General features: G+C 47.7%; 10 protein-coding genes and 1 tRNA gene. 9 read left to right on the top strand and 2 right to left on the bottom strand.

The window, feature by feature from the left end:
• Positions 1 to 338 precede the first annotated feature (338 nt).
• Positions 339 to 920 (bottom strand): ATP-dependent Clp endopeptidase proteolytic subunit ClpP, encoded by a 582-nt coding sequence (gene clpP / locus PCH02S_RS26450; protein ID WP_127457107.1) that lies wholly within the window; start codon positions 918 to 920, stop codon positions 339 to 341.
• A 223-nt stretch (positions 921 to 1,143) separates the two neighbouring features.
• Positions 1,144 to 1,215, bottom strand: a tRNA-Arg gene (locus PCH02S_RS26445).
• A 233-nt stretch (positions 1,216 to 1,448) separates the two neighbouring features.
• Between PCH02S_RS26445 and PCH02S_RS26440 the strand changes: the two genes are divergently transcribed.
• The 9 genes from PCH02S_RS26440 to PCH02S_RS26400 all read left to right on the top strand — a co-directional run bounded on the left by PCH02S_RS26440 (position 1,449) and on the right by PCH02S_RS26400 (position 10,558).
• Positions 1,449 to 2,471 (top strand): sugar-binding transcriptional regulator, encoded by a 1,023-nt coding sequence (locus tag PCH02S_RS26440; RefSeq protein WP_127457106.1) that lies wholly within the window; start codon positions 1,449 to 1,451, stop codon positions 2,469 to 2,471.
• 78 nt (positions 2,472 to 2,549) lie between these two features.
• Positions 2,550 to 3,554: a type I glyceraldehyde-3-phosphate dehydrogenase gene (gene gap, locus PCH02S_RS26435; RefSeq protein WP_127457105.1), complete on the top strand. Its 1,005-nt coding sequence runs from the start codon at positions 2,550 to 2,552 to the stop codon at positions 3,552 to 3,554.
• Between the two features lie 136 nt (positions 3,555 to 3,690).
• On the top strand, positions 3,691 to 4,872 hold the full coding sequence (locus PCH02S_RS26430; protein ID WP_127457104.1) for a phosphoglycerate kinase: 1,182 nt from the start codon (positions 3,691 to 3,693) through the stop codon (positions 4,870 to 4,872).
• A 27-nt stretch (positions 4,873 to 4,899) separates the two neighbouring features.
• A complete protein-coding gene (gene tpiA / locus PCH02S_RS26425) occupies positions 4,900 to 5,652 on the top strand; it encodes a triose-phosphate isomerase (protein ID WP_127457103.1) in 753 nt (250 codons plus the stop codon).
• 1 nt (position 5,653) lies between these two features.
• Positions 5,654 to 7,192, top strand: a complete 1,539-nt coding sequence (gene gpmI, locus PCH02S_RS26420) for a 2,3-bisphosphoglycerate-independent phosphoglycerate mutase (RefSeq protein ID WP_127457102.1) — start codon at positions 5,654 to 5,656, stop codon at positions 7,190 to 7,192.
• A 36-nt stretch (positions 7,193 to 7,228) separates the two neighbouring features.
• Positions 7,229 to 8,521, top strand: coding sequence for a phosphopyruvate hydratase (gene eno, locus PCH02S_RS26415; RefSeq protein WP_127457101.1), 1,293 nt, complete (start codon positions 7,229 to 7,231; stop codon positions 8,519 to 8,521).
• 88 nt (positions 8,522 to 8,609) lie between these two features.
• On the top strand, positions 8,610 to 9,326 hold the full coding sequence (locus PCH02S_RS26410; protein ID WP_127457100.1) for a M50 family metallopeptidase: 717 nt from the start codon (positions 8,610 to 8,612) through the stop codon (positions 9,324 to 9,326).
• 122 nt (positions 9,327 to 9,448) lie between these two features.
• Entirely contained in the window at positions 9,449 to 9,685 is a 237-nt protein-coding gene (gene secG / locus PCH02S_RS26405; protein ID WP_029196004.1) for a preprotein translocase subunit SecG, read from the top strand.
• A 75-nt stretch (positions 9,686 to 9,760) separates the two neighbouring features.
• Entirely contained in the window at positions 9,761 to 10,558 is a 798-nt protein-coding gene (locus PCH02S_RS26400; RefSeq protein ID WP_127457099.1) for an alpha/beta hydrolase, read from the top strand.
• Positions 10,559 to 10,594: the final 36 nt, after the last annotated feature.

Below are 10,594 nucleotides of genomic sequence, written 5' to 3'. Positions count from 1 at the left end.
TTTTTTTTGATTTGCTGCGGCTTGCAGCTGGTAGCGGTAGTCGAACGCGGGGCATGGCAGGAAGTTTCGTTGTGTAACGGACTCACGGGCTGTTATTCTTTGCTATTTGCCTGCAGATAGACAGCTAACGGACTGTGGTGACGCTATTTAGCAGGTTTTCTCCATTGTTAGGGCTATTTATGGTGATTAACGGCTCTGGAGTCCGTTAAATTGAATATGGAGCCTAAAATCGAGAAATAGAGGCTGTAGAGTCCGTTAGAGAGAGCAACCAGCCCACCAATAAAAAAACCAGCCGCAAGGCCGCTCAGAGGAGCAGCCATGCAAGCTGGTTTTTTGTATTAGACGCGCTCGATTACTTTATCGATGAGTCCGTATTCGGCTGCTTCAGCAGCACTCATGAAGTTGTCGCGGTCTGTATCTTTTTCGATGCGTTCGAACGTTTGTCCTGTGCGCTCTGCAAGGATTTTGTTCAGGTTGTCTCTCATTTTCAAAATGCGCTTCGCGCGGATTTCGATGTCGGAGGCTTGACCTTCAGCGCCGCCAAGCGGTTGGTGAATCATGACTTCGCTGTTCGGAAGCGCGTAACGCTTGCCTTTGGCTCCAGCAGTCAGCAGGAATGCGCCCATCGAAGCTGCCATACCAACGCAGATCGTGGAGACATCTGGCTTGATGAACTGCATCGTGTCGTAGATCGCCATACCGGCTGTAATGGAACCGCCAGGGCTGTTGATGTATAGCGAGATATCTTTATCAGGATCTTGTGCGGCCAAGAATAGTAACTGAGCAATGATGGAGTTTGCCACAACATCGTTGACACCCGTGCCTAAGAAAATGATGCGGTCTTTCAGCAAGCGAGAGTAGATGTCATATCCTCTTTCACCGCGTGCGTCCTGTTCGACGACCATAGGGATAAAACTCATGAGAATGACCTCCTTGGGGTGGGTAGATGGTTTTAAAATGGTGCCTGGGGCCAATGTCATGCTATGAGTTATGAAATTGATCTCCCGCGTACATACTATTTACAGTATCTACAAGTATGATAACGAAAAAACCTTCGAAGGTCAAGAAAGGTCAAACTAACAATAAAAAAAATCAGTCAACCGACTGATTTCTCTAATGTTTCTCTTATTTCCATGTCATTTACGCGCCCGAAAGGAATCGAACCTTTATCTCAGGCTTCGGAGGCCTACGTCATATCCATTGGACCACGGGCGCATGTTTCAAAAAAGCGAAGCAAGGGTTATTATATGTCACCTCCGCGCAAAAAGCAATACCGTAAGCCCTTACAGCACATTTTGTTGAAATTGTTTGAACAATTGTTGAATGTTAAAGCGTTATTGGTTATAATGAACGTGTAAGGCCATTTTTTTTCACCCGGGTGGGACACAAAATGTATACCCGGGACATAAAACGTCCATCACTGGATCAGGAGCGTCGAACGTCGATATATGAGAGAAATTCTAGACATTCAGAAAAAGCTCTTGCCGGATCTCATGGACATCATGAAGAAGCGATACTCGATTCTGCATCATATCTTAATCTCCGGTGTTGTCGGACGTAGAACGCTAGCTTCTTCGCTCGATATGACGGAGCGGGTGCTCCGCGGAGAAGTAGACTTCCTTAAGGAGCATGGGCTTTTGGAATCGGACGCCTCAGGGATGAAGATCACGGAGTCCGGCCGTCAACTGCTCGAGGATATGCTGCCGATCATTAAGATCGCTTTTGGATTGACGGATTTGGAAGAAAGCATCGCGAAAGCGTACGGTCTCTCGCAAGTCATTGTGGTTCCTGGCGATACGGACACTTCGGTCTTCACGAAGAAGGAGCTTGGACGCGCTGGGGCAGCGGCACTGCGCAAATATGTGGCCAAGGGCGACATTATTGCAGTAACCGGCGGCTCAACAATGGCGCAGATTGCGAATAACCTGACGATTTCCTCTTCCATGAAGGGCAATTGGTTCGTACCGGCTCGCGGTGGACTCGGCGAAAGCGTGGATATGCAGGCAAATACAATCGCGTCTATTATGGCCAAGAAGACAGGCGGGAAATACAGACTGCTTCATGTGCCGGATCATTTAGGCGAGGAAGCGTATCAGACTCTTATCCAAGATCCGCAGATTCAGGAAGTTGTTGACGCTGTTCGCAGTTGTCGCATCGTAGTTCACGGTATCGGAGATGCTATGGTCATGGCTCGAAGGCGCAAGGTGGATGCCGAAACGACTCGCAGCTTGCAGGACGATGGCGCTCTGGCAGAGGCATTCGGGTACTATTTTGACCGCCAAGGAAATGTCGTGCACAAGATGCCTACAGTCGGGCTTCGTCTGGAGGATCTGCAGCGGACAGAGGTCGTGATTGGCGTAGCAGGCGGCAAAAGCAAGGGTGAAGCGATCGCTTCCGTTCTAAGGCACGGGCAAGAAGATGTGCTGGTCACGGACGAAGCGGCGGCACTTGAAATTATGAAACATGTGTAATTGGACATCATAACGTGGGCTTGTTCCAGCTGCGTTTTGAAATAAATAAATCTTTTTTAATCTTAGGAGGAATTCGCTATGGTAAAAGTAGGTATTAACGGTTTCGGACGTATTGGTCGTAACGTGTTTCGCGCAGCTTTGAACAGCTCAGAAGTACAAATCGTTGCAGTAAATGATTTGACTGACGTTAAAACACTGGCTCACTTGCTTAAATATGACACAACTCACGGTAAACTAGACGCAACAGTTGAAGCTGGCGAAGGCGAATTGATCGTTAACGGTCGTTCCATCAAAGTTTTTGCTGAGCGTGACCCTGGGAACCTGCCATGGGCATCTGTAGGCGCTGAAATCGTTGTTGAATCCACTGGTATCTTCACAGCGAAAGAAAAAGCATCCCTTCACTTGAAAGGCGGAGCTAAGAAAGTTATCATTTCCGCTCCTGCTTCCGACGAAGATATCACAATCGTACTTGGCGTAAACGAAGACAAATACGATCCAGCAGCTCACACAATCATCTCCAACGCATCTTGTACAACAAACTGCTTGGCTCCTTTCGCGAAAGTTATCAACGATAGCTTTGGAATCGTAAAAGGTATGATGACAACTGTTCACTCTTACACAAATGACCAATCCGTGCTTGACGTTCCTCATAAAGACCTTCGTCGTGCTCGTGCAGCAGCTGAGAACATCATTCCTTCCAGCACTGGGGCAGCAAAAGCAATCGGTCTTGTTCTTCCAGAACTTAAAGGCAAATTGAACGGTATGGCTATGCGTGTTCCTACACCTAACGTATCCGTAACTGATTTGGTTGTTGAGCTTAAAGTTAACGTAACGGTTGACGAAGTAAACGCAGCTCTGAAACAAGCTTCCGAAGGACCTCTTAAAGGCATTCTGAACTACACAGAAGAGCCGCTTGTATCCAGCGACTTCAATGGTGACCCAGCATCTTCCACAGTTGATGCATTGTCCACAATGGTAGTTGGCGACAACATGCTGAAAGTAGTTTCCTGGTACGACAACGAGTGGGGTTACTCCAACCGTGTAGTTGACTTGGCTGCTTTCATCGCTAAAAAAGGTCTGTAATTTCATACAACACACACTAACAACCACATGAAGAGGAGAAGCGATTCTCCTCTTTATGTGCGATTGTTGCCTATATAAGTTGATCGGAAACAGGAAGTACGGAAGTAAACCATATACGTTCAGGAGGCTTTAACTTATGAGTAAGAAAAGTGTTCGCGATGTTGAAGTAGCTGGTAAAAGAGTATTCGTCCGCGTTGATTTCAACGTACCTGTAGAGAATGGTCAAATCACGGACGATACACGAATCAGAGAAACGCTCCCTACGATTAAATACTTGGTAGAGCAAGGCGCTAAAGTTATTCTTGCTGCGCATTTTGGCCGTCCAAACGGGCAAGTGGTTGAAGAGCTTCGTTTAACACCGGTTGCTGTAAAATTGGCTGAGCTTCTTGGTCAAAACGTATTCAAAGCGGATCAATCCGTTGGTGAAATCGTGAAAGCACAAGTGGATGCGCTTGAAAATGGCGACGTTCTCTTGCTTGAAAACGTACGTTTCAACGAAGGCGAAGAGAAAAATGATCCTGAATTGGCAAAAGCTTTCGCTGATCTGGCTGATCTGTTCGTCAATGATGCATTCGGTGCAGCTCACCGTGCGCATGCTTCAACTTCAGGCATCGCTGCTTACATACCGGCTGTTTCCGGTCTTTTGATGGAAAAAGAGCTTGATGTTCTAGGCAAAGCGCTGAACAACCCTGAGCGTCCTTTCACAGCGATCGTCGGCGGTTCCAAAGTGAAAGACAAAATTGCTGTCATCGAAAACCTCCTGAACATTGCAGACAACGTTTTGATCGGCGGCGGTCTGTCCTATACATTCCTGAAAGCACAAGGCTACGAAATCGGTAAATCGCTTCTGGACAATTCGAAGCTTGATTTGGCGCTTAGCTTTATCGCAAAAGCCAAAGAAAAAGGTGTTAACTTCCTGCTTCCTGTAGATATCGTTGTTACGGATAAATTCAGCGCAGACGCGAACACGCAAGTTGTTGATATTGACAGCATTCCTGCGGATTGGGAAGGCATTGACATCGGACCTAAAACACGTGCACTTTATGCTGACGTAATCGCGAAATCCAAACTGGTTGTTTGGAACGGACCGATGGGCGTATTTGAAATCGAGCCGTTCTCCCATGGTACACGTGCGGTTGCTGAGGCTTGCGCAAAAACAGAAGGCTACACAGTAATTGGCGGCGGCGACTCTGCTGCAGCAACGGAGAAATTCCACTTGGCTGAGCAAATGAACCACATGTCCACAGGCGGCGGAGCTTCCTTGGAGTTCATGGAAGGTAAAGCATTGCCGGGCGTTGTAGCTTTGAACGATAAATAATTTATGATCAAAGGAGAGCATATCCGAATGAGCAGAAAACCGATTATCGCGGGTAACTGGAAAATGTTCAAAACTGTTTCCGAAGCTGTTAGCTTTGTAAACGAAGTAAAAGGCAGCACGGTAGAAGGTGTAGAAAGCGTAATTTGTTCTCCCTTCACAAACCTGCCGGCACTGGTTGAAGCTGTAAAAGGCACTGACTTGCACGTAGGCGCACAAAACCTGCATTTTGAAGACAATGGCGCGTTCACAGGCGAAATCTCCGGCGTTATGCTGAAAGATCTTGGTGTCGAGTATGTCATTATCGGCCACTCCGAGCGTAGAGCTTACTTCGCTGAGACGGACGAAATCGTGAACAAGAAAGTCGCTGCGGCTTTCAAACACGGCTTGAAACCGATCCTTTGCGTAGGCGAGAAGCTCGAAGAGCGTGAAGCGGGTCAAACCAAAGATGTTTGCAAAGTGCAAACAGAAGCAGCTTTTGCTGGTCTTAGCGCAGAGCAAGCAGCACAAGTGGTTATCGCTTACGAGCCAATCTGGGCGATCGGCACTGGGAAATCCTCCACAGCTGCTGATGCACAAGACGTTATCGGCTACATCCGTGAGCTTGTGAGCGGTCTTTACGGCTCCGCAGTGTCAGAAGTGGTTCGTATCCAATACGGCGGCAGCGTGAAGCCTAACAACATTGCTGAATACATGGCGCAACCTGATATCGATGGCGCACTTGTTGGTGGAGCAAGCTTAGAGTCTGCTTCCTACATCCAACTCGTCCAGGGGGCGAAGTAATATGTCCAGACCGAAACCGGTAGCACTCATCATTCTCGATGGCTTCGGACTTCGTTCGGAAGAGCAAGGGAATGCCGTTGCTCATGCCAAAAAGCCTAACTATGACCGTTATTGGTCAAGTTATCCACATACAACCTTAACGGCTTGTGGTGAAGCTGTAGGTTTGCCTGAAGGCCAGATGGGGAATTCTGAAGTAGGACACCTGAATATCGGCGCTGGCCGTATCGTTTATCAGGATCTGACGCGGATTTCCAAATCGATTCGTGACGGCGAATTTTACGACAATGAAACCATCGTAGGCGCTGTACGTCATGCCAAAGAGAACGGCAAAAAGCTGCACCTTTACGGGCTCCTTTCCGATGGCGGCGTGCACAGCCACATTGAGCATTTGTTCGCTTTGCTGGATCTGGCTAAAAAAGAAGACTTCCATGAAGTGTACATCCATGCGTTCCTAGACGGCCGCGACGTGGCTCCGGATTCTGCGAAGAACTACATGGAGAGCCTTTTGAAGAAGATCGCCGAAGTTGGCGTAGGTAGAATTGCGACTGTTCAAGGACGCTATTATGCAATGGATCGCGATAAACGTTGGGAGCGTACGGAGAAATCCTACCGCGCCATGGTTTACGGTGAAGGTCCAGCCTACACCGATCCGATGAAAGCTATTGTTGAATCATACGAAAAATCCATCTTTGACGAGTTCGTTATGCCAACGGTTATTGTTGGTGAGGATGGCAGACCTGTAGGACTTGTTGAATCCGGCGATGCCGTTATCTTCTTCAACTTCCGTCCGGACCGTGCGATTCAACTTTCCCAAGTCTTCACGAATGAAGACTTCCGTGGTTTTGACCGTGGTCCTAAAGTGGCTAAAAACTTGTACTACGTATGTCTGACGTTGTTCAGTGAGTCTGTAGACGGTTTCGTAGCGTACAAACCGAAGAATCTCGACAACACGCTTGGCGAGGTGCTGGCTCAGAACGGCCTGAAGCAGCTTCGTGCAGCGGAAACTGAGAAGTATCCGCACGTAACGTTCTTCTTCAGCGGCGGACGTGACGCGGAACTGCCAGGCGAAACTCGCCTGCTCATTCCATCGCCGAAGGTTGCGACCTATGACCTGAAGCCAGAGATGAGCGCTTATGAGCTGGCTGATGCTGTTGTTAAAGAGATTGAAGCGGAACGTCATGACGCAATCATCCTGAACTTCGCAAACCCTGACATGGTTGGCCATTCCGGCTTGCTGGAGCCAACGGTGAAAGCGATCGAAGCGACAGACGAGTGTCTGGGCAAAGTGGTGGAAGCGGTTCTTGCCAAAGGCGGAGTTGTCTGTATCACAGCCGATCACGGGAACGCCGATGTCGTCACGAATGCGGACGGTACACGCAATACGGCGCATACAACGAATCCGGTCCCTTTTATTGTTACGGACAAATCTGTTACACTAAGAGACGGCGGAATTTTGGCAGATATTGCCCCAACCATGCTGGACTTCTTAGAGGTTAAACAACCGGAACAAATGACCGGGACTACAATCCTTAAGAAATAGCAACAAATTAATTATATAAAAGGAGTGTTTTCTACAATGACTATTATTTCTGATGTTTATGCACGCGAAGTATTGGATTCCCGCGGTAACCCAACGGTTGAAGTTGAAGTCTATCTAGAGTCCGGCGCATTTGGCCGCGCCATCGTTCCATCTGGCGCATCCACAGGCGCATACGAGGCTGTTGAGCTTCGTGACGGTGATAAAGGTCGTTACCTTGGTAAAGGCGTTCTGAAAGCCGTTGACAACGTTAACGAAATCATCGCTCCAGAAATCATTGGCTTGGATGCACTTGATCAAGTTGGCATCGACACAAAAATGATCGAGCTAGACGGTACTCCAAACAAAGCAAAATTAGGAGCTAACGCAATCCTGGCTGTTTCCATGGCTGTAGCTCGCGCTGCTGCTGACGCTTTGGATGTTCCTTTGTACACATACCTTGGCGGATTCAATGCCAAAACACTTCCAGTTCCAATGATGAACATCATCAACGGTGGGGCGCATGCCGACAACAACGTTGACGTTCAAGAGTTCATGGTTCTGCCAGTTGGCGCACCTACTTTCAAAGAAGCTCTTCGCATTGGCGCAGAAATTTTCCATAGCTTGAAATCCGTATTGAAAGATAAAGGCCTTAACACAGCTGTTGGCGACGAAGGCGGATTTGCTCCTAACTTCACATCCAACGAAGAAGCGATCACAACGATCCTTACAGCGATTGAAAAAGCTGGATACAAACCAGGTGTTGACGTATTCTTGGGTATGGACGTTGCTTCCACAGAGTTCTTCAAAGACGGTAAATACGTACTTGAAGGCGAAGGCAAAACATTCACATCCGCTGAGTGGGTTGACTTCCTTGCCGCATGGGTTGATAAATACCCAATCATCACAGTTGAAGACGGCTGCTCCGAAGATGACTGGGAAGGTTGGAAATTGCTTACTGAGAAATTGGGTAACAAAGTTCAACTCGTTGGTGACGATCTGTTCGTTACGAACACTGAGCGTCTTTCCACAGGTATCGAGCAAAACATCGGTAACTCCATCTTGGTAAAAGTAAACCAAATCGGTACGCTTACTGAGACTTTTGATGCGATCGAAATGGCGAAACGCGCTGGTTACACAGCGGTTATCTCCCACCGTTCCGGTGAGAGCGAAGACAGCACAATCGCTGACATCGCGGTTGCTACAAATGCTGGTCAAATCAAAACAGGTGCTCCTTCCCGTACAGACCGCGTTGCGAAGTACAACCAACTTCTTCGTATCGAAGACGAGTTGTTCAGCGTAGCTCAATATGCAGGTAAAAAAGCTTTCTACAACTTGAGAAACTTTAAATAAGTTGCATCGTAGTAAATAACTAAATAACAGCAGAGCTGGATAGTGACTTGTGTCTTTATCTGGCTTTGCGACCGAGGGGGTCATTGTATTGAGCAATTGGGTGAAGACTATTTTATTTCTGATAGGTTCCGCCTTGCTTACACATTGGATCCCCTCCTCTTTTTTTCGTAACCTGGATACAATGGTTCACGAGTTTGGGCACGCGGTGGTAACGTTGGCGCTGTCTGGTCAAGTGCAGCGTATTGAGCTGTACGCCAACCACAGCGGTGTCACGCTTTCGGCGATTTCTGGGGCCAGATCGTGGTCGATCATTCCTGTAGCTTTGGCCGGATATACGACAGCTTCTGTGTTTGCATGGTTCCTGTTCTCAGCCTTTGCCAGAGGGAAGCAGCAGGTCGGTTTTCTGGTCATGATCACGATATCGGCCATTTCATTGCTCCTATTCGTTCGGAATGGTTTCGGCATCATGTTCTTAATCGGTTTTATTGCCTTGACGATCATTATAATGGCTATTCCACTGAAATGGCTGCGCAATTTTTATTACTTGCTGCTCGCTTTTCTATGCTTGGAAGAGTCCGTTTTTGGACCGATTTATTTAATCCAAGCTGCGTCGCGAGATGCGCGGCAAGCTGGGGACGCCACGAACTTGGCGCTGCATACAGGCGTTCCGACCATGGTGTGGGCGATTATCTTTACACTCTTTGCATTATGGTGTGCGAAGCAGGCGGTTCAGGCTTTTCTTGGGCGAAATAAACGGTCAAGAAGCGCCAATCGCCAATCATCAGCGTATTCCTATCGTGAATAAAACGTATTAAAACATGTCAAAACGTCCAAACACCTCTTTTGTTGTTTTCTAGGACGAACTGTGTTAAAATACTCATGCTAGTCATATAAGCAAAAGTACAGGCAATTGGGGTGCTAATAAACATGGTAATCTTTATGAAAATTTTGTTGATCATAGCTTCAGTCGGATTAATTGCGATTGTTCTTCTACAAAAAGGTAAAAGCGCAGGGTTGTCCGGTGCCATCTCCGGTGGTGCGGAGCACTTATTTGGTAAACAAAAAGCACGAGGTTTAGAACTTTTCTTGTCCCGTTTCACGATGGGGCTTGCTGCTGCATTTTTCATTCTTTCCATTGTCGTAGCATACGTAGTGAAGGCCTAACACACATAAAACGATAACAGCAGGGGAAATCTACTCCTGCTGTTTTTTCATTTTAAACGGGCCTATAGGTAGGAGATGTTTACCATCGAAAGCAGAATCTACAAATCGACTGAGCCTTTTTTCTGGACAGGCAAGGGGACGAAGCAGACAACAGGCATATTAATGATTCACGGGTTCACGGGATCGCCCTCCGAATTTCGACGGATTGGGTATGAACTGCGGGATGAGGGGTACACCATCCAGGCAGTGAGGCTTCCCGGACATGGAACGTCGCCGGAAGATATGATACGAACCGGATGGACGGATTGGTATGGGCATGTGCTGGAGAATTATGATGAGCTCGCGGTGAAATGCAAAAGTGTCGTCGTGATGGGGCATTCGATGGGTGGCCTTCTGGCCCTGAAGCTGGCGGTTGAGCGTCAAGTAGCAGGTGTGATCTCGCTGGCTACACCGATCTTTTTGACGTCAAGAAAATCGGCGCTGGCGATCATTATGCAGTATTTTATCAAATACATAAATAAGAAACCCAGAACATTCTCCACGCTATTAGATGAGTCATGTGCATATACCAAAACGCCGATTCGCTGTGTCGTTAGTTTGCGAAAGCTTTTGAAACATGTAAAAGGTTTGCTGCCTCAAGTAAAAGCGCCGATCTGGATCGGGCAGGGGGGCAGGGATGGAGTCGTCCATCAGGGAAGCGCAGCGTTTTTATATGAACGCACTCGCTCTGAAAGCAAAGAGCTTCGTTATTATGCGAAATCATCGCACGGTTTGCTGCTGGATCAAGAGAGAGAGCTTGTATATGCCGATATTGCGGCGTTTATCCTTTCTCTACAAGTGGCATACTATGGAGTAAAGGAACAGGTACGGTGAGTGTAGGACGAAGCTCAACAACAACAAGAAGGTGAA

Origin of the sequence: Paenibacillus chondroitinus NBRC 15376, from assembly GCF_004000765.1 — a bacterium.
GTDB classification, from domain to species: domain Bacteria; phylum Bacillota; class Bacilli; order Paenibacillales; family NBRC-103111; genus Paenibacillus_E; species Paenibacillus_E chondroitinus.
This window is presented reverse-complemented; position numbering and strand designations above follow the sequence as displayed.